We start from the raw sequence: 20198 nt of genomic DNA, 5'->3' as shown, positions 1-20198 counted from the left end.
CCTCCACATATTAAGTACCCCATAAATATAAAAAGACTCCATTATTAGGGTTAAATTCTTTTGACTTGTCATTAATCATTCTTAATGAATATGCCACCGATTTATATCCATGTTCCTTCATAAATAATACCAATTTTATATTTGAGCAATTAATTGGATAAGTCAAAGACGAAATTTTATTTTCGTAAAAATATCTTTCAATTAATGATATGTAATCTTTGAATTTCAACCCATGATTTAATGACAAAATAATTATAGGTATATATAGAGAATTTTTATCATTTAATTTGGTTATAAAAAAACCGTTTAAATAATCATTATAATTTATCAAAAACACATTATAATTTAAATATAATTCTCCTAACGTAATTCCATTGGCTAAATCAATGCCATGTATAATTTTTTCTGCAAAGTTATAAATATTTTCATAATCACTCTTAAATTTTGCTTTTCTAATTATTAGATCTTTTTTAGAACTTTCTAAAGAAGCTAGTTTTAATTTTTTTTTCATTATAAGTGTTGGTGTAGTTGGTATAGAATTGCATCTAGTATAAATATTTAAATTTTGTGGAATTGTTTCAAATCCATAATAATTACATTTATTTATATTTAAAAAATTTGAACTCATATCTAATAATTTTTTTCCTATTCCCATTTTCTGAAAGTCAGGATAAATAGCACTAGGTCCTGACCATCCCATAGTCCCCCAATTTCTTGTAAAAATAAATCCTACATTTTCATCATTGCATTTTGAAACAAAAAACCCATCTGGACATTGTTCATAAAACATCTTAATTTCTTTAAATGTTCTCTTACTTAAATTGTTTTTGGATATTTTTTTATATGCTTCAGATTCAATTTTGATAATATCATCTAAATCATTTTCAGTTCCATGCAAAAATTCAATTTTCATAACATGCACCTCTAATGTCAAAGGATATATAAAAATTTATATATCCTTTGAACAACAAATTTAATTTTTATTTACCTTTGGGGAAATTGTGATTTCTTCTCCCGTAATTACTTTACATGAAACCACGGACATTTTTTTACTTTGTTTCCTTATTCTCTTCATTCTATCACCTCCTAGCATATTATATATACATTAATTTATTATTATATAATATTAATTAATGCCAATTTTTATTTATTAATTCTTAATCATAAAATTTATAATGCACATTAAAAATATACATATATACAAATTATTATTTGATAAGGAAATAAACTATCTATTAATAATAATCTATGCTAATTCTTTAAAGCAGCTAGTTGGCTTTTTATCCATTTTCAATTTACCATATTGATGCCATATTCTTGCAAAACAGCTACCAATACAAAATCCTCTATAGTGACAATTAGCACATTCAGAATTAATATTATTGCACTCATAATCTCTAAAATTAGATAATACAGATGACTCAAACCATATATTACTTATATTGTCTTTTGTAACTGGATTATTACTACATCTTAATCTTTCATCAATTAAATTATTACATGGATAAGTGTATCCTCTGTAATCAACATAAAATTCAAGTAATCCAGCTCCACACCTAATATCTCTGTTATTTTCCAATTCATCTGCTGGAGGATAATATTTTTTATCAATTTTAATTTTCTTAGAATACTCGCTAATTAATGTAGTTATTCTACTGTAATCTTGCTTACTAAATATTATTTTATTATTTTTAGCTTGTCCAGATGGACATGCTAAATTTATATCTAATTCATCTATGTTTAAGTCATTTACTAGTTCATATAATAATGGAATATTCTCAATATTAGAACCATATCCAATATCAGACGTAATTACAGAATTTAATATTACTTTTAATCCTATTTTTTTGCATTCTTTTATTCCATTAACAACTTCATTATATGAATTTATTTCTAACGGTGCTCTTCTTAAAATTTTTTCTTGCTCTGGATCTGCAGAAGATAAGCTCACCTGAACAGCTGTAATTCCAGATTTCTTATAATATTCAGCATATTTTGATAACATATGACCATTTGTAAACAACAATATATATGGATGCACACCATACATCGATATTGTCTTATCATTTATGATCTTTGCTAATTCTGTTGTCTTATCTAAAGTTAGTGAAGGCTCTCCTCCTGTTAATCCCCAATTTTTAGTCCCCGATTGAAGCATAGGATCTATTATTTTTTTTTCATACTCTTCAATATTTAATGATTTTCCTCTGTTTTCGCCCATGTACTCCAGATAGCACCATGGACACCTGTAATTGCATATTCTGTTAACCTCCATAATAATAGTTGGCGTAGTTATAATACCCTCATGATAAGTATCAATGTTTTTTAATATTGATTCGGCAATAAAAGTACTAGTCATGGAAATATTTTCATTTCTTATAAAATCAATCATATTTTTTATTTCTTCATCATTATATTTAAAATAAAGATCTCTATTTTGAAAGTTATCAATGTTATTTATATTTTTAGTTTGTAAAACTTTAATTATATTTAAAAGCAATTCAATTTCATATCTACTTGCTTTCCATATACCACCATAATACGGATCAACAATATGAAATTCATTATTGTTTTTTTTAAAAATTGATAATGCCATTTTAATCATTCTCCTTTTAATCCTTAAAACATTTATATGGTTTTTTTAATAAATCAAACTTGCCATATCTCTGCCAACATCTAGCTATACAATTTCCAACACACATTCCTCTATATTCACATTTCCCGCATTCTTCTCCTATATTAGTCTCATTATAATTTCTAAACATCTTAAAGCAACTAGAATTATACCAAATATCAACATAGTCACTATTTTTACCATCAGAGCATACTAAACTTTCATCAATTAAATTATTGCATGGATACACCTTACCGCTGTAATCAATATAAAAATCTACAAATCCCAAACCACAGCGCATAGGTCTTCCATTTTCCAAATCATAATCTGGCAAATAAAGCTTAACTCTAGAATCTTTTTTTAAGCGTTTTTTCCCATCATCTACCATGTCCTTAATCTTTTTATAGTTTTTAATATTTAAATCTATACTATTTTGCTTAGCTTTTCCCGAAGTTACTACTGGTGTAATTCTCAAAAGATCAACATCTAATTTATCTGCAAGCTCAATCATCTCACAAATTGAATTTATATTTTCTTTAGGTTCAATTACCATATTTATAGCAGTATACATGCCAAGTTTCTTTGCACTTCTTATACCATCAATAGCATACTTATATGAATTTATTTTATTATTAGGATTTCTTAACTGTAATTCTTGTTTTTCTTTTGGCGAAGACAATTGTATCTGAACAGTATTTACTCCTGCATTATAATAATCATTTGCATACTCAGAAAATTTAAATCCATTTGTTAAAAGGCTTATTTTAGGTTTCCTATTTAATAAGTCTTTAGTTGTTTCTTTAATTTTAGTAATTATGCTTATTGTGCGGTCAATTGTTAATGAAGGTTCTCCACCTGTTATAGTCCAACATCGCGCTCCTTGTAAAACAAATGGTTCTATAATTTTTTTACTTATTTCAGAAACATCTAATAATTTTTCTTCTTGCTTCATAGATGGTATATAACACCATGGACAATTATAATTACACATACGACTTACTTCCAATATTATTTCAGGAGGAACAATTATGCCAATATTATACTTATGTAATTTTTTTAATATTAATTCTGGAAAAAAAGTTGTATCTACGGGAATAGACTCTTTTATAATAAAATTAATAACTTCTTTTAATTTGTCACTATTAATTTCTTTTAATATTTCATTGACATTTTTCTCTTCCAAGAGTTTCAATAATTCCAAGTAAATTTCAAGTTCTTTCTCTTCAAATTCCCAAATTCCACCATAGTAGGGATCTATAATATTATACTTATTATCTTTTAACTTAAAAATAATTGCAGCCATCAAATTCCATCTTCCCCATTATTTGTATTAATATTACTTCAAATACTCATAAATTAAAACATTAAATATTTTCCATTTCTACTAATTATCTATCATAAATTAATTGTTTTATGTAAATTCCTAATTTTTTCTTAATTTTTAACATAATATATATTAAATATATATTTATCCATATTTTATATACAATTACTATAACTTAATATGACAAACTATATAACTATGTAATACCCAACTTCTTATTTTATAAATTACAAAATTTAACTTTTACATTTTTAACATTTACTTGTATAAATAACGGTATAGAATTAACGAAACTCTTCTGTAATTATAATTAAATTTCTTCAAATATCGATTAATATAGTTTTTAGTAAGATCTTGGTTAAAAAAGTATAATAAAAAAGAACTTTAAATCAAAAATAATTTGAAATTAAAGTTCTTTCAATAGTTTTCCATATTACCTAACTATAATTGGTTATAATATAGATTAGAAACTAGATAATAATCCATTATAAAAGCAAACAATCAAAATTGATTTTCATAAGCTTTTATAATATTACATTTTTTATATTATAATTTGACAAATACAACTGTAATTTTTTAATAAATACAGAAAATCATGAAATTTATGATTTGTTTCATAGTTTGAACTAAAAAAATTGTAACTTTTTTTTACAAAAGCTTATGATGTTTATGTTTAGTTCACCCATTTCATTTTCCAAAGTGACGCTGTTATTTATGGTAAGGTTCACCCCTACTAATCCTAAACCCTCTATAAATCTGCTCCAAAAGCATAACCCTAAAGAGCTGATGTGGAAAGGTCATTTTTGAAAAGCAAAGTTTATAATCTGCCCTATTTAAAACCGACTTTGAAAGTCCAAGCGAGCCGCCAATAACAAAAGCAATATTACTGCTGCCTGAAAGTCCTAAATCATCTATAAAGTTTGAAAATTCCTCTGAGGAAAGCATTTTACCATTCAAATCTAAGGCCACAACATACATGTTATCCTTAATTGCAGATAGTATCTTTTCTCCCTCTTTTTCTTTAATCAAATTTTCCTCTTTCTCAGATGCATTATCTGGAGTTTTTTCATCTTGAAGTTCAATTATATCTAGCTTACAGTACCTATTAAGACGCTTTGAATACTCCCCAATTGCTTCTTTTAAGTACTTCTCCTTAAGTTTTCCAACTGTTATAAGCGTTATATTCATTTTATTAACTCCTTTTAATGAGAGTAAAAAACATAGATGAAAAGTAAAATAAAGTTTAATCTTCTTAAGTTTATGATTTGTTTCTATTTTATAAGTTCAAAGATTTACCTGAAACAAGGAAGATAAATCACCCTTCACTCTACTCTCTACTTCTTACTCTCTACTCTGTTTTTTCTTTATACAAAAACTCCCCATCTAAGTGACGAGGAGTTTTAATACTATGTATTATTTTTTTCCACAACAGTTTTTATACTTTTTACCGCTTCCACAAGGACAAGGATCATTTCTTCCTACCTTGTTCTTATTTACATAAGTTTTTGAAGCACCCCAGTTTTTCTTTATTTCTTTTCTCTTTTCTTGTGAGAAAATACCATCCCATTGAGGCAAACTATATAAATAATCAGCTTTTGCTTCTAACATATTAAAATAGAGCTTTTCAAAGTCGATATCCAATTCTATTTCAGAATCAGCTTCAATTTTTTCAAGATCTAAAGGCTGTTTTAAACTATCATTTATACCATCCAAGAAGCCCATATAAAAAACTGTAGATGTACTATACTCTTTTGCTAAATCTTCTACTTTGCCCTTTAATTCCTTTTTGTGATTTGCTAGAAGCTTAGTATAAATTGAAGTTTCAATTTCACCATAATCTTTCCAGAATGCTGCTTCTCCCCTATGCTTTACATAGTCTACAATCATGTCTGTCCAATCTTTATATAGACTCATAATTCCTTATTCTCCTTTTAAATAAATATTTACCTATAATATTATAGCTATATTTTTCTCTATTTTCAACATGAGAAATAATATATTTTTAATTACAATATACTACTTTGTAATTTTTTTCAAATTTTCAAGACTATTCTTATTTATAGGCTTTGATATATCGTAATTTCCACCTAAAGTGTCAATAACATTATTATCTATAAGTATCTTGACCGATTTTATAGCTTCCAATTGGCCTAAAGATTTAACTATACTTTTTAAAGTAGCTTCTTCTTTAGCAGGTGTCATTTTAACTTTAGCTTCATCGCTTAAACTTACATAAGCAATTCCATCTTTTATAGAAAAACTAAGCAATTTCGTGTTTGTTGGAAGTACTGGCTTTAGCTTACTGTTTACAGCCGGTCCTTTAATTAGTTCATTAATTATTATCTCTCCAATTATCTCATTCTTGCTTATCATTCTTTCTTCTTTAGCCTCTTCAGCCTTCTGCTCATTTTTAGAAGAGTCAAAATACAAATTAAAATCTACAACATTGCTATTTTCTTTGTAAAGTTTTAACTCCTTAATTTTTTCAGTAGTATTTATGCTTGACTTATCCTTCTTTTCACAGCCTGAAAAAGTCATAGACGAAGCAGTAACAATTGAAATCCCCAAAACTAAAGCAATAAGCCTTTTCATATTAACCTCTCCTTGCATTTTACTTTAAATAAATACAAATCGGTTATATCTCCATATAATTACTCGGTTCCCCACGTTTTGCCATGCTAATAAAGACATCACTATTAACTTTTACACCGCTTTCTACTAATACATTTTCAACTGTCTTATATGCTAAATCCGGATAATTATTAGTTTTACTTAAATGTCCCAAAATAATCTTTTTTTGTTTTCCTGATCCTACTATATCTACAATAGCCTTACCACAATCTTCATTAGATAAATGTCCTACATTGCTAAGTATTCTGCACTTTAAAGGATATGGATATGGTCCAAACTTCAACATTTCAACATCATGATTGCTTTCTAGAAGTATTACATCTGCATCCTTTATTGAACTCTTTACTTCATCTGAAAAATATCCTAAGTCAGTAGCTATACAAACAGATTTATTCTTATTTATAACCTTATATCCACATGGAGCAGCTGCATCATGAGGTATTTTGTAAGATATTATATCTAAATCTTTTATGCTTACACACTCATTATATGGCAATATTTTCACATTCTCGTTTTTAATCTTACCCAAGTTTCCCATCATTGCCTTCCAGGTAAGTTCATTTGCATATATAGGTATATTGTACTTTCTTGATAAAATTCCAACTCCCTTTATATGATCCAAATGTTCATGCGTAACAAAAATACCGTCAATTTTTGAAGGATCCTCATTAATACATAACATAGCACTATCTATACTTTTGCCGGATAATCCCGCATCAACTAATATGCTTGATTTATCAGAACCAACAAAAATACTATTTCCACTACTTCCACTATAAAGCGAACAAAACTTCATACTAACTCCTTTACATTAAGCCTTTACCCTTTTTATATCCGCACCTAATTTTCTAAACTTCTCTTCAATATGAGGATATCCTCTATCTATATGTTCTATACATGATATTTCACTAACACCATCTGCTGAAAGAGCTGCTATTACCATTGCTGCACCAGCTCTCAAATCAGTAGCTTTTACACTTGCACCAGTTAGCTTTTCAACACCATCAATTATTGCAATTCTGCCTTCTACTTTTATATTTGCTCCCATTTTCTTAAGCTCATCAACATGCTTCAATCTACTTTCCCATATACTTTCATTTATTATGCTTCTTCCCTTAGCAGTGCATAAAAGAGTACTCATTGGCTGCTGAGCATCTGTTGGAAACCCTGGATAAGGTAATGTTTTAATATTTACACCCTTAAGGTTTCTATCCGATTCAATTTCTATAAAATCATCGCCTTCTTTAACTTTTGCACCCATTTCAACTAACTTAGCTGAAACTGACTCTAAATGCTTTGTAATTACATTTTTTATCATTACTTTTCCACCACAAGCCGCAGTAGCAATCATATAAGTTGCAGCTTCTATTTGATCTGGAATAACACTGTAATTACAACCTTTTAATTCCTTTACACCTACTATTCTTATTACATCAGTGCCTGCTCCCTTTACATTTGCACCCATTGTATTAAGAAAATTAGCCAAATCAACTATATGAGGTTCCTTAGCCGCATTTTCAAGTATTGTTGTACCTTCTGCTAAAACTGCTGCTAACATTACATTTATAGTTGCGCCAACACTCACTACATCGAAATATATATTTGTTCCAATAAGTTTATCAGCTATAGCCTCTATTGAACCATGTTTAATATTAACCTTTGCACCAAGAGCCTCAAATCCCTTTATGTGCTGATCTATAGGTCTAACTCCTATAGGGCATCCACCCGGAAGTTCTACTCTTGCTTTTCCAAATCTGCCCAAAAGTGCCCCTAAAAAGTAATACGAAGCTCTCATTTTTCTAAAATCATCTGTCTGTGCACCTGTACTTTTAAGTTCTGTACTATCTATTTCAACGGAATTTCCATTTCTTTTCACTTTGCATCCTAAGCTTGTTATTATTCTTTCTGAACATTGAACATCTTCTATCTCAGGTATATTATCAATAATATTTACTCCCGAACTTGCCATTATAGCTGCAGGTAATATAGCTACAGCTGCATTCTTTGCTCCACCAATTTCTATACTTCCATTAAGAGTTCTATCTCCTCTTACAACTAACTTGTCCATTAACGTACCCATCCTTACCAATTATTTTATATATATGTAAACTTTTTGTTAAATTCATTTATAATAATTACAAATAATATTATAACATAAGTAGAATACATTTTGACACTAAATTTTCAAATATATGATTTAAATTTTATATTTATAAATTTATTAAATTGTTACTCTAATAACTAAAAAAAACCGCGTAATAAATACGCAGTTTCTTTAATTATTGTTGTCCTTCATGTTTAAAGCTTCCGCAATCTGTAGCTTCAACATCATGTGCTTCTGTGTTATGCTTTACAACCATAATATTTTCTAAAGTACAAAAGTTATCATCTTTACAGTGAAATTTACATTCGCTTACAGTGCAACCTATACTGTCATTATGATTCATAATGATCCCTCCTTAATTTTATCTTACGAATTTATTATTGCAAAATATAAGAATATTATTCTAACACTAAACTTATTTATATGATATAATAAAACTATTGTTAAACATTTAAATTTGTGGAGGGTAAATATGAAATATTGTCTAATCGCAGAATTTACAAAAGAATCATATTCAAATATAGAAGATGTACAGCGTTATGCCTGCAAAAAATATAAATTATATAAAAGACTTCAAAACCTTCACATAATGCTAGAAACCATGGATGAACCTAATTTAGATAAATTAGATAAAATAATGCTTGAGCAAATAAAACCATATAAAAAATTTAAGGTAAAGGTTGAACCTAATCTTGTGTATGATAATGACCAAAAAGCTGTGGCTTTAAAAGTAGAACAACAAGGGTACATAATAAGAATTATTAGAAACTTATGCGAAAAACTAAGCTATAATGGTTTCAAACTTCACTGTAAGTATCCAGAAGATCTTTACAATTTGTATATTCCTATTGCAAATGGTAATTATCAAACAAAAAATTTTTTTCAGCAAAATGATCAAGTTGCTGCTGATGTACTAGAGAAATCAGTTGGAACGTCATTTTTTAAGATACAGGGATTTAAATTATGCAAATTGACAGGATATAAAAAAATATCTGTAATTAAAAGCTATCCTTTAAAGGATTATTAATTCAATGTCATTTACAAATCATAACATAAATAAAAAGGAAAATCCTTAGTGATTTTCCTTTTTTATTTAAGTTTTGGATTCTGTTATATAACATAATTAATTTTGAGTAAATTTTTTTAATAAATTTTAATGTAATCGTTTAGTGGAACTTTCTTTATTTTTAACTTTAATATAAAATATATATATACCAAAGTTAAAGAAAGGCGGCACATTTCTATGGATTTTAAAAAACTATTTCGTTTACAGAAGGATTTAGATGCACAAATCATAGAAGAACACAATCTTAAAAACGAGGTTTTATTTTCTCAAAAATCTCTTGCATTACAAGTTCAAATGGGAAAATTGGCTGATGAAACTAGATGTTTTAAATATTGGAGCAACAAATCACCTGCTAAAAGAGAAATAATACTTGAGGAATATATAGACTGCTTAAATTTTATACTTAGTATAGGTATTGATAAAAATTTTGATGATATTAATCCATCTCTAGCCAAATTTAACTATAATATAACAGAACAGTTTTTAGACCTGTATGTAGATATTAATGATTTTGTAATTTGTTCATCACAAGATCATTATATAACTCTCTTAGAGGATTTTTTAAGTCTTGGAAAAAACTTAGGATTTTCAGATTTAGAAGTTGAGAATGAATACATACGCAAAAATGAGTTCAATCACGAAAGGCAAAGTTCTAATTTTTAAGAATAAAATTTAGGTGTAGGAAAATTTCCTGCACCTTTTTAGCGTAATTTTATTATATATGGTTAAACTACTCCTGAGGTGAAATTTATGCTTGGTATAATATTTTCTATAGTAGCAGGAATATGTATGACCTTTCAAGGCGTGTTTAATACAAAACTCAGTGATAAAATAGGACTATGGGAAACAAATGCTTGGGTTCAAGGTTCCGCATTCGTAATAACTTTAATAGTATCTTTAATATTTGGAAATGGTCATATAAAAAATATTTTTAATGTAAATAAACTTTATCTAACCGGTGGAATTTTAGGTGCAATAATAATCTTTACAGTAATGAAGGGAATTTCAACTCTTGGTCCAACTTGCTCTATTTCTGTTATTTTAGTGGCTCAACTAACTTCAGCAGCTATAATAGATGCCTTTGGCATGTTTGATTCTAAGAAAATAACATTTGGGGTTAATGAATACATAGGCGTGATTTTAATGATTGCTGGGATAATAGTATTTAAATTAAAAATCTAAAACCAGAGTACAGTTATTGTAGATTTTTCTCCACTAACGCTACCAAAAATCTACAATATATACATCTAAAATCCCAATTGTAATTTATGAACTGCGAATTATCTATTATTAAATCAACCTTTGCTGTACTCCGTGCTCTGTACTCTCTACTCTATATAAAGCTTAAATGATAATAAATAAATTCTAGTCAACTTAAGTTTTGTATGTAATCACCTCCAATTATTGTTTTAGTGGCAGCCTCCGCAAGTTGAACAATGTCCAGTGCAGCCAGCTCCATTTTTGCCGTAAAACTTTCCCTTATAAAGCCTTTCAACTTCTTCAGCCTTACATTTTGGGCATACAATTTTTTCATTATCATTAGTTACTATTTCAAAAAATTCATTTCCACATTTTTTACATTTGTAATCTATTAAAGGCAATTAAATCACTTCCTACTTTAAAAAATTTTATCATTATTGTTATTTTACCACATTCTACAAGCTGTATGTATAGTGAAACTACTGCGAAACTTAAACTATTTATGTTCCAAAATAATAATCTTCAAGGGATTATGGTGCATATATAGTTTGTAGTTGAGCTAGTTTTACTATAGTGAAACTACATCCAAACTAAAACTATTATGAGTAATACTTACGGGGTGCCACTAACCTCTTAATATTTTCTATGTTTTTATTAAAATTTTGATAGAAATATAGGGTATCTTTATATAGATTCTCAATAGAATGTTTAGCTTTATAAGTGAAAATACTGGCCTTGTATAGATTCCAAACATTTTCTTGAGGATTTAGCTCAGGAGAATATGGCGGAAGATATATTAATTCTAATTTCCCAATATTTCTAAGTTCAAAATTTTCTATTGAACTAGATTTATGTATTTTTGCATTATCTAAAATAACAAAGACCTTCTTACCTGCGTTTATATCTATTAAGCGTTGTAGAAATTCGATAAATTTATCTGAATTTATGGTCTCTTTATACGGATATGCATCAATAACAGATTGAAAATCTGTGGTTATTTCAGTAGCACCTATTAGCTTTAAGCCAACAGAAGAAGCATTCCTCTCAATTACAGGGGGATGTCCTACTGGACTCCATGTTTTTCTATTTGTAGATTCGGCTTTCGTGGCAGTTTCATCACAAACATATATAACTTTATCAGAAGAATTTTCTACAAGGGTTATCAATTTTGCGATTTTTTTTAAAGCACTTTTGCGCTTCAGCATTTGCTAGAGTAGGATGATATTCAGCACGTTTATAAGAATTATTAAGAGACTTAATGATTTGTCTCATTCTTTCATATGAGTAAAGTCGACCATATTTATCTCGAATGTGTTCTCTCATTCTGTCAATACTCCAAGTTGAAGCATTAAAGCCAAATTCTCTTGGATCTTTATTTATAAGAGTATCTTCAATATAAGAAAGCATTTCATCAGTGAAGGAACTAATAGAACCTCCACGTTAATCTTTAATTGCTTCAAGACCAAATTCGTTCCATTTGTGTATATAGCTCAAAATAGATGCCCTACAAACTCCTACAATTTCTTCTATTTTAGAGATATGTACACCTAAATAGCTCATAATAATGGTTTTTAAAATATTTTGTGAATACTTATTTGTTGAATTTTTTTCAAGATTTCTTAATTGATCTAGTGAGGCATCTTTTAAATCAGTAACTCTCGTAGCTGCTCTTCCCATAATAATTTTCTCCTTTTTGTTTTCCTATCTTCATAATTATTATGACAAGTTATATTGTTTTTAATTCTTTTAGTTTGGAACTAGTTTCACTATATATATATGCTGCTGAAAAGTTCAAAATAAGATTACATAAATTATATATTAATATTTCCCATCATATATGGTACAGCTTTTCCACTTATTTTAACTCTATCTCCAGCTACTTTACAGTATAATTTTCCCCCACGTGCTGACAACTGTTTAGCCACCATTACATCTTTATTTAGCCTTTGTGACCAAAATGGTATTAAATTACTATGTGCTGAACCAGTTACGGGGTCTTCATTCACACCAAGTTTTGGATAAAAACAGCGAGATACAAAATCTACATCAATCCCTCTAGCTGTAACAATAACACCCAATCCGTTTTCTAATTTTATCATTTTAGAAAAATTGGGGGTTAATTCTTCTACTTGCTTTTCCGTTTCTAATACTACAAATAAATCTCTTGATAAATATATTTCAATAGGACCGACTCCAATAGCTTCCGAAATTATTTCATGTGATAATTCCATTTTTTTTGGTTCTCTCAAGGGGAGATCCATTTCGTATAAATCGCCATTCCGTTTAACCTTAAGTGTTCCACTTGCAGTATTAAATGTCATATTTTCAATTCCTATATCAACATAATTAGAAATAACATAAGAAGTCCCCAAAGTAGCGTGTCCACATAAATCTATTTCAGCCCTTGGAGTAAACCATCTTAGATTATAACTATTCCCATTTTTAACTACAAAAGCTGTTTCTGATAAGTTGTTTTCTCCTGCAATTTTTTGCATTGTGCTGTCATCTATTGGATTATCTAAAACACATACACCTGCTGGGTTTCCTTTGAATACTTCATCAGCAAAAGCATCAACAACATAATATTTCATCCTTACCTCTCCTTAAAATATAATTTATTAGTTAATATTATTTTACTAATGTGACTTAATTTTATTATACACAATACGGACATTTTCTTCTAACAAATAATATACTGTTATTGAAAGTTTTATTTACAAGGAATGAGTGTATAATGTTTTTTTTAAAAGGAAAAATCAACCCAAATCTTTACGACCTAACAGTTAAAAATGAACATAGAAGCTTTAGAATACTTATACATTGCAAAAATTTCATAAATAGAATTGCCTCAAGGTTAAAATCCCATAAGTGCACTGTTTATTACACTATAGATACATTAAATTGTATTTGTGCTTCAGCTTCTTCTTTTATGATAAATAGACTTACTGAATATCCTGAGATTGATTATATAACATTGGATAACTTTGCAAGTATATGTGCCCACAATGTACATTCAGCAAACAACGTTTCAACTACCCTTGCAAACAATTCAAAATTAACAGGTAGAGGAATACGCATAGGAATTATAGACACTGGTGTTTACCCTCATAAAGATTTAAAATATCCTACTCCAAAAATACACAAATTTTTAGACCTTATAAATGGGCTAAATTACCCATATGATGACAACGGTCATGGAACTTTTATGAGCGGATTAATTGCTGCAAGTGGTTCAAGTTCTAAAGGAAAATATATGGGTATAGCACCAGAAAGCTCAATATATATGATAAAAGCCTTTGAAGCAACTGGTAAAGCATATGTATCATCAATACTAGCAGCTTTAAACATTCTAATAAAAGAAAGTGCTGAAAATAATATTAGAATTATATGTCTTCCTTTTGAAACTTTTTTTCAAGACTCATTTATTGATTCAATGTTTTCAAGGTTGTTTACCCTTGCAAATAAAAATAACCTTGCTGTCGTAGTTCCTTCTGGAAGCAATAAAAATGATAAAAATTCAATGATTGGAATATCAACCTTAAGCAATTGTGTAACTGTATCTGGAGTAACTTCCAGTATACCAAAAAAAATTTATACTTATTCTTCATCAGGTCCTTGCGGAAAACCTGAAAAACCTGATCTTTGTGCAGCATGTACGGATTTAACTTCTCTTAATTGTGATACTTCCTTTGTATCTGAAAGAAACGGAATAAAATTATATCCTCGCGAACTAAAGGAAGCTTATACCACTTATACTGGAACCTCATGTGCTGCTGCATTTACAACTGGCATACTCGCGCTGCTTTTTGAAAAAAATCCCGATTTGAAATATAAAGATGCAGTTTCCATGATAAAAACTTCATGTAAATTATTAGATGTCCCAAAGTGGCAGCAAGGATATGGATGCATAGATTTTAAAGATTTGTTTTTTGATAACTAAACCTTGCAATATAAAAATTTAGTTAATAATTGATGTATAAAAAATTAAAAATAGCACATATTATAAGTGGCAGTGAAAAAGAAACTTCTTTATTAGCTGTCACGTTTAGTAAACGAAATTGCATTTAAAACAATTTCGCAATCAAGTAGATAACCATGGTTGTTTACTTGTCTAAATACTGCCCTTGAGCTTTAAACCCTCAGGGGCTATCATTTTTATTATAGCCCATCTTCAAAATTAATCTGACGCACTAAAAAATATTGTCAAGCATTGTTACTTCGACATGATAACCATAAATATTGGTATTGTAATCATTGAAAGAACTGTGCTTAAAGTAACCATAACTGCTGCGTATCTACTATCTGCGCCATAAACCTTGGCAATTATAGGAGCATTAGTCATAACCGGCATAGCAGATTGCATTATAAATACTTCTTTCATCAGCGTTGGAACTGGTACTAGCAAAACCATTATAACCATTATAAGTGGACATACTAAGAATCTTCCAAGTAATACGCCTATTACATCTTTATCAATTTTTAATTCCTTAAGTTTTACTGAATGAATACTTATTCCTATAAAGATCATTGACAGAGGCGTGGTTAAATTTCCAAGATATTTACATGTGCTCATAATAAAGGATGGAAGTTGTATTCTTAAGAGTAGTAAAATCACGGCAGTTATAAATCCCAAAAGCGGTGGAGATATAATTCTTTTTATAGTAGATTTGCTGAGTATGCTTCCATGTTCTCCCGGAGCATCTTTGCTTATACAGTAAACTCCAAGTGTCCAGAAAAAAGTTGTATTTGCTATGTAATATAAGAGAACATATGGAACACTCTTTCCTCCAAACAATGCTATGTTTACTGGAAGTCCAATAAATATAGTATTTGAGTTAAAAAACATAGACTGAAACGTCCCCTTCCTTGACTTTTCAACCTTAAAAATTTTTGATACTGCAATTGCAATTACGTAGCATATGGCTATAGACAAAAAAGGAGCTATAAGCCCCTTCGATAAACTTACAAGCTTGTCTTTCGTAAAATTTCCCATAATATCAGAAAGCATAAGAGCTGGCAATGATACATTAGTTACAAGCTTTGCAAAACTTTTTGAAATTTCTTCGTTAAACCATCCTTTTCCAGTTAGCACATATCCTATAGATATCATTATTACAATAGTTAAAACGCCCTGTACTGCATTTAGTAGAACCATTAAAATCCCTTCTTTAGAAACAAATTTTAGGATCTAAATATAACCTCTTCTTTGCTAAACATATATCTCGCAAACAAAAGAGCTCCTACTATATATACTATCATCCATCCAAAGGTTATTGCAATATGCGTATAATTATGAATTCCAACTAAAAATTCTTTCATAAGGCAGGTTGCGTTAGTAATTGGTATGCTAAAGTAAAATGTTTCTATACTCTTAGGATCTTTCATCATAACAGCATAAACTAAAACCATTGCTATAATAGTTATAGGACTTAAATAAGTTTGAGCTTCTTTAAAGGATCTTGCATATATGCTGAGTGCAAGCTCTATTGCTCCAAAAACCACTGTTGTAAGTACTGGTAAAATCATTATAAGAATAAAGGTTCCTGCCGATAAACTTAAATCTTTACCATCACCAAACATTCCATTTTTCTGCTTCATTGTAATATAAACTCCAAGAAGTGATGCCAGTGACATTATTATTCCCATAGTACTGATTGCTATAAGTTTACCCCATAAAATTGACATTCTGCTTGCTTTGGTAGTAAGAAGTGGTTCAAGTGTTCCTCTTTCTTTTTCCCCTGCACCCAAATCTACAGAAGGTGCAATTGTGCTTGTCGCACTATAAAGCATTAACAAAAGTGGTATAAGCATAGTTACATATAGAGCAGCAATTCCACCGTCCTTTTGTGTTTCATCTTTTACTATATTAATAGGTGTAAGTATTTGTGGATTTATATCTTTCTTTGAAAGTCTTGAAGCCACTATTTGCTTTGAATAAGCATCAACATAAGAATTTACAACGTCAGAGGCTACCTGCGCATCTGTACTTGAATTATCATAGCTTAAAGTTACTTTTGTATTTAAATCACTCTCTAGTTTTTCATCAAAATCACTTGGAATAGTAACCGCAACTAATATTTTCCCATCTTTTATATCTTTTTTAATATTACTGGATTGAACTATCTTTATATTCTTTTGAGCTTTTAATAACCTTCCAAAATTGCTGTTTCCCTTATCTACTATAGCTACTTTAACATTATTTTTTATATTTTTCTCTCTATTGGTAAATGTACCTAATAGGAGGGATAAAAGTGGTAATAATATAATTGGAATAAGTACACTCATTATTATTGTTTTTCTATCTCTGAACATATCCGTAATTTCTTTTTTAAAAACCAAAATCGTTGTATTAACCTTCATATCTTTCACCTCTATTTATAAGACTTACAAATACTTCTTCAAGGTCACTGTTATTATATCTTCGCTTTAAATCATCTATAGTTCCTTGTTCTATTAATTTTCCTTTATGTATTATAATTACTCTGTCACAAAGTTTTTCAACCTCAGCCATACTGTGACTAGAAAAAATTACAGCTTTATTTTCCTTTTTGCAGTTTAAAATAAAATCTTGAACTATCCTTGCAGCACTTACGTCTAAGCCTGTAGTTGGTTCATCAAATAATACAACAGATGGATTGTGAACAATAGACCTAGCTATAGACACTTTTTGCTTCATTCCTCTTGAGAACTTTCCAACTCTTTTATCTATATATTCTTCCATTTCCAATTGACCTGCAAGATTTTCTATACTACTTTTAGCTTCTTCATCTGACATTCCATTAAGCTTTGCAAAATACATCATGTTTTCTCTTGCAGTAAGCCTATCATAAAGTCCTACATCTCCTCCAAAAAGTATGCCAATCTCACCTCTTGCCTTATCGGGTTCTTTTGCAATATCATATCCATTTACAATGGCCTTTCCCGATGAAATTTTCAGCATTGTAGCAAGCATTCTTAAAGTAGTTGTTTTACCAGCTCCATTTTCACCTAAAAGTCCAACTATTTCTCCATTATTTACATTAAAGCTCACTTCATCTACAGCCTTAACTTTCTTGAATTGCTTAGTGATTCCTATTACTTCTACCATTTTGTTACCCCCTTAGGAAACTTTATATCTATATTTTATTAAATAATATAGTTTATTCATAGTACTATAAGTAATTAATAAAATTACTTAAGTCACTTTTGTTAACTCACAGTTCACAATGCACAATGAAGGATGATTTTTTTCCTTGTACTACCGTGGAAGCGAAGTAGCAATGCTGAAGGAATGATTTAAAAAAGTCCTAATAAATCTTAGATTTATAGGGCTTTTTTAATGCGACAAGGCATTGTTACTTTGCTTTATATTTTCTTCATCACAAGTAAAAAGTATATTACTACTGAAATTATAATAGGCACTGCTGCTATAATTTTATCCTTAACTAGCATTACTTCTGATGAACCTTCTAATCTTAAATTTATATTATTCCCTTTGTTATCTTTAATAAGTTCTTTCATTAAAGTTATTATTGCAACTACAGCTATAGCAGAAATCACACCTAAAAATACTACTGACATAATTTTCACAGTCACATTATTTGCATTTTGCTGGCTTTTCTTAAGTACATCAGAAGACATCCTCATAACTACCCAACTCATTGCAGTGTTAGTCCCATTAAATATAAAGTGTATAATCATTGATGCAAAAATAGAATTTGTAATTCTCACTACATAAGCAAGCATCACTCCTAAAACAAAAGCATATAAAAATTGTGGCGGATTAAGATGAAGTATACCAAAAAGAAATCCATTTATGAGAGCTGCTTTCCAAATTTTGCTGCCATTATATCCTGAAAGCACTACACCCCTCATTGTAATTTCTTCACACAAAGCTGGTGTAAGAGCTACTAGTCCAATCATCAATCCCAAAGGTAAATTTTGAAGTTTCTTAAAGACATCTTGAACATTATTGTAAAAGAAAAAACTTGTTATTTGAGAAAGGAACATCGCTACAGGTATAAATAAAAATCCCATTACAACAATTAAAGAAGCGCTTCTTATTTTTAATCTATTAAATCTAAGTGTTTCCTTTATAGATTGTCTGGTTACTATTAAATAAATTATAACTGGCACTATTAAAAACAGGATTTGAGTTGTTAATAAAAGACTTGCCGTATTAAATTTGATAACTTTAGCAATTGGTTTTAATAAATATCCACCGTAAATTTGCAATAAAATAAGTATAAGAAAAAATATATTTACTCTTATTGGTTTCTTCAAAACGCTTTCCTCCCTAAGATAAAATTTATATATCCTGATTTTTTAAAGCCTTCCACCCCCATATTAATGATAAAACACTTATTATAAAAATTACAGTTTCAAACATGCCTTCTATAATAAATCTGTTTTTAAATATTATAACAATAAAAAAGTATAATATATAGGAGCATGTGAAAAATATAGGTATTCTTTTTTACAAGCCACTCATAAGTATTGCAACGAAAGCTATAATTAGAAATAAAAAGTCAATCCACACATCGTAATATATTTATATGATGGTGGAGCTAAAAATATCGTTGTAATAATTATCTCAGTTATAAAATTATATTATACGCCTATGATTGTCAAAATGAGCAAGTATCATGATACTGCAAGCAAACTTGGAGTTAAATTTAACTGGGGCATAACAAACGGAAAAAAAATGAAAAGTTATAATAGTAAAATTAAATTTATTGAAGAATGCAATTGTTTCAATTACCATAAAGATAGATGACACTGGATAGGCACTCCAGCTCTAATTCCAGCCTTTAAAAATTGCTTTAATAATAAAATTGTTCATTTGAAATTTTCTAAATAGGAAGGAGGTTGCCCAATGAAAGATTCAAGCCACATGTCATACTTTAGAGTTGGTTCTGTTTATGTACTAAAAACATTTCTATTAACTATTATTGGAATTATATTAATTATTTTATGGGTACAAGCAGTTATTATATCAAAAATAGATAAAAATATCACAGAAAATAAATTGGTAACTACAGGTGCTTATGCCTAGATTCGCAATCCTATAGATTCAAGTAAAAAGTCTCTCTGTACCTACTTAATTTTAAATGTATATCCCCTTTTCCGTAATAAAATGGAGGAAAATCTTCCTTAAACCAGCTTGTGAATGAAGTAATAGTATTGAAGAAACAATTTAAATATGGATCGATGTCAATATTTTAGACACAAAAAGTCGAACTTTTTATGCAATTTTTCTTGATAGCTCCTCACATTGTTG

The 20198-nt window shown here is 29.0% G+C and carries 24 protein-coding genes; 6 read left to right on the top strand and 18 right to left on the bottom strand.

What is annotated here, in order from left to right; genetic code table 11:
* Positions 1-10: 10 nt before the first annotated feature.
* The 9 genes from LQK79_RS16945 to LQK79_RS16905 form a co-directional block, all read right to left on the bottom strand.
* Positions 11-913 (bottom strand): GNAT family N-acetyltransferase, encoded by a 903-nt coding sequence (locus LQK79_RS16945; protein WP_231017280.1) that lies wholly within the window; start codon positions 911-913, stop codon positions 11-13.
* A 333-nt stretch (positions 914-1246) separates the two neighbouring features.
* Entirely contained in the window at positions 1247-2596 is a 1350-nt protein-coding gene (locus LQK79_RS16940; protein ID WP_231017279.1) for a radical SAM/SPASM domain-containing protein, read from the bottom strand.
* Between the two features lie 16 nt (positions 2597-2612).
* Entirely contained in the window at positions 2613-3917 is a 1305-nt protein-coding gene (locus LQK79_RS16935) for a radical SAM/SPASM domain-containing protein (RefSeq protein WP_053242868.1), read from the bottom strand.
* A 729-nt stretch (positions 3918-4646) separates the two neighbouring features.
* A complete protein-coding gene (rlmH, locus tag LQK79_RS16930) occupies positions 4647-5126 on the bottom strand; it encodes a 23S rRNA (pseudouridine(1915)-N(3))-methyltransferase RlmH (protein ID WP_231017278.1) in 480 nt (159 codons plus the stop codon).
* A gap of 225 nt (positions 5127-5351) precedes the next feature.
* On the bottom strand, positions 5352-5852 hold the full coding sequence (locus LQK79_RS16925) for an SEC-C metal-binding domain-containing protein (protein WP_231017277.1): 501 nt from the start codon (positions 5850-5852) through the stop codon (positions 5352-5354).
* A gap of 102 nt (positions 5853-5954) precedes the next feature.
* Positions 5955-6530, bottom strand: a complete 576-nt coding sequence (locus LQK79_RS16920; RefSeq protein WP_053242866.1) for a GerMN domain-containing protein — start codon at positions 6528-6530, stop codon at positions 5955-5957.
* 43 nt (positions 6531-6573) lie between these two features.
* Positions 6574-7365, bottom strand: a complete 792-nt coding sequence (locus LQK79_RS16915; RefSeq protein ID WP_053242865.1) for an MBL fold metallo-hydrolase — start codon at positions 7363-7365, stop codon at positions 6574-6576.
* A gap of 15 nt (positions 7366-7380) precedes the next feature.
* On the bottom strand, positions 7381-8637 hold the full coding sequence (locus tag LQK79_RS16910) for a UDP-N-acetylglucosamine 1-carboxyvinyltransferase (protein WP_053242864.1): 1257 nt from the start codon (positions 8635-8637) through the stop codon (positions 7381-7383).
* A gap of 211 nt (positions 8638-8848) precedes the next feature.
* Entirely contained in the window at positions 8849-9016 is a 168-nt protein-coding gene (locus tag LQK79_RS16905) for a DUF1540 domain-containing protein (protein WP_084757053.1), read from the bottom strand.
* A gap of 129 nt (positions 9017-9145) precedes the next feature.
* Here LQK79_RS16905 and LQK79_RS16900 point away from each other — a divergent pair, with 129 nt between their 5' ends.
* The 3 genes from LQK79_RS16900 (at position 9146) to LQK79_RS16890 (ending at position 10921) form a co-directional block, all read left to right on the top strand.
* Positions 9146-9700: a hypothetical protein gene (locus tag LQK79_RS16900; RefSeq protein ID WP_053242863.1), complete on the top strand. Its 555-nt coding sequence runs from the start codon at positions 9146-9148 to the stop codon at positions 9698-9700.
* A 216-nt stretch (positions 9701-9916) separates the two neighbouring features.
* A complete protein-coding gene (locus LQK79_RS16895) occupies positions 9917-10402 on the top strand; it encodes a dUTP diphosphatase (RefSeq protein WP_053242862.1) in 486 nt (161 codons plus the stop codon).
* A gap of 87 nt (positions 10403-10489) precedes the next feature.
* Positions 10490-10921, top strand: a complete 432-nt coding sequence (locus LQK79_RS16890) for a DMT family transporter (RefSeq protein WP_053242861.1) — start codon at positions 10490-10492, stop codon at positions 10919-10921.
* A gap of 227 nt (positions 10922-11148) precedes the next feature.
* Here the strand turns inward: LQK79_RS16890 and LQK79_RS16885 are convergent, their stop codons facing one another.
* From LQK79_RS16885 to LQK79_RS16865, 5 genes are all read right to left on the bottom strand, one after another.
* Complete coding sequence (locus LQK79_RS16885; protein WP_053242860.1) at positions 11149-11340, bottom strand: FmdB family zinc ribbon protein; 192 nt, start codon at positions 11338-11340, stop codon at positions 11149-11151.
* A 198-nt stretch (positions 11341-11538) separates the two neighbouring features.
* Positions 11539-12105 carry an IS630 family transposase gene (locus LQK79_RS16880; RefSeq protein WP_231017276.1) on the bottom strand — a complete coding sequence of 189 codons (567 nt, stop codon included), beginning with the start codon at positions 12103-12105 and terminating at the stop codon, positions 11539-11541.
* Positions 12077-12346 (bottom strand): helix-turn-helix domain-containing protein, encoded by a 270-nt coding sequence (locus tag LQK79_RS16875; RefSeq protein WP_231017275.1) that lies wholly within the window; start codon positions 12344-12346, stop codon positions 12077-12079. Before LQK79_RS16875 ends, LQK79_RS16880 begins: the two co-directional genes overlap by 29 nt.
* A gap of 33 nt (positions 12347-12379) precedes the next feature.
* Positions 12380-12616, bottom strand: coding sequence for a COG3415 family protein (locus tag LQK79_RS16870; protein ID WP_053242858.1), 237 nt, complete (start codon positions 12614-12616; stop codon positions 12380-12382).
* 134 nt (positions 12617-12750) lie between these two features.
* Positions 12751-13530, bottom strand: coding sequence for a PhzF family phenazine biosynthesis protein (locus LQK79_RS16865; RefSeq protein ID WP_231017274.1), 780 nt, complete (start codon positions 13528-13530; stop codon positions 12751-12753).
* 143 nt (positions 13531-13673) lie between these two features.
* On the opposite strand from LQK79_RS16865, the gene LQK79_RS16860 reads away from it, so the two are divergent.
* On the top strand, positions 13674-14879 hold the full coding sequence (locus LQK79_RS16860) for a S8 family serine peptidase (protein WP_231017273.1): 1206 nt from the start codon (positions 13674-13676) through the stop codon (positions 14877-14879).
* A gap of 273 nt (positions 14880-15152) precedes the next feature.
* On the opposite strand, the gene LQK79_RS16855 is transcribed toward LQK79_RS16860, so the two are convergent.
* From LQK79_RS16855 to LQK79_RS16840, 4 genes are all read right to left on the bottom strand, one after another.
* Positions 15153-16094, bottom strand: coding sequence for an AEC family transporter (locus LQK79_RS16855; protein WP_231017272.1), 942 nt, complete (start codon positions 16092-16094; stop codon positions 15153-15155).
* Between the two features lie 26 nt (positions 16095-16120).
* Complete coding sequence (locus LQK79_RS16850) at positions 16121-17299, bottom strand: ABC transporter permease (protein ID WP_231017271.1); 1179 nt, start codon at positions 17297-17299, stop codon at positions 16121-16123.
* On the bottom strand, positions 17289-18026 hold the full coding sequence (locus LQK79_RS16845; RefSeq protein WP_053242854.1) for an ABC transporter ATP-binding protein: 738 nt from the start codon (positions 18024-18026) through the stop codon (positions 17289-17291). The genes LQK79_RS16850 and LQK79_RS16845 overlap by 11 nt, the downstream gene beginning before the upstream one ends.
* Positions 18027-18283: 257 nt before the next feature.
* Entirely contained in the window at positions 18284-19201 is a 918-nt protein-coding gene (locus LQK79_RS16840; RefSeq protein ID WP_053243489.1) for a CPBP family intramembrane glutamic endopeptidase, read from the bottom strand.
* A 337-nt stretch (positions 19202-19538) separates the two neighbouring features.
* Between LQK79_RS16840 and LQK79_RS16835 the strand changes: the two genes are divergently transcribed.
* Both LQK79_RS16835 and LQK79_RS16830 read left to right on the top strand, forming a co-directional pair.
* Complete coding sequence (locus LQK79_RS16835) at positions 19539-19694, top strand: hypothetical protein (RefSeq protein ID WP_231017270.1); 156 nt, start codon at positions 19539-19541, stop codon at positions 19692-19694.
* A 99-nt stretch (positions 19695-19793) separates the two neighbouring features.
* The gene (locus LQK79_RS16830; RefSeq protein WP_231017269.1) at positions 19794-19973 is read left to right on the top strand and encodes a hypothetical protein; all 180 of its coding nucleotides are present in this window, start codon (positions 19794-19796) and stop codon (positions 19971-19973) included.
* Positions 19974-20198 lie beyond the last annotated feature (225 nt).

This window comes from Clostridium guangxiense (assembly GCF_021043395.1).
GTDB classification, from domain to species: Bacteria; Bacillota; Clostridia; order Clostridiales; family Clostridiaceae; genus Clostridium_S; species Clostridium_S guangxiense.
The sequence above is the reverse complement of the archived record's forward strand: the minus strand, read 5'-3'. Positions and strand labels throughout refer to the sequence as shown.